Raw genomic sequence first — 243 nt, 5'->3', positions numbered from 1 at the left:
ATGAACGACAGCGCCGCTTCGGAAAGTTCGAACAGCGGCGACATGCGCGCGACCATGAAGATACCGGCCGTGACCATCGTTGCCGCGTGGATCAGTGCGGAGATCGGCGTCGGGCCTTCCATCGAGTCGGGCAGCCAGACGTGCAGCGGGAACTGCGCCGACTTACCCATCGCGCCGATGAACAGGCAGATACACGCGACCGTGAGCAGATTCCACGAGGTGCCCGGGAACGTCAGCGCCGCG

At 64.6% G+C, this 243-nt stretch carries 1 protein-coding gene; it reads right to left on the bottom strand.

Annotated elements, in window-relative coordinates:
• On the bottom strand, positions 1-243 hold a 243-nt coding region (locus tag SB816_RS34370; protein WP_410548543.1), incomplete at both ends, for a proton-conducting transporter membrane subunit.

It is taken from the genome of Achromobacter sp. SIMBA_011, assembly GCF_046535435.1.
GTDB lineage: Bacteria > Pseudomonadota > Gammaproteobacteria > Burkholderiales > Burkholderiaceae_B > Achromobacter > Achromobacter dolens.
The sequence above is the reverse complement of the archived record's forward strand: the minus strand, read 5'-3'. Positions and strand labels throughout refer to the sequence as shown.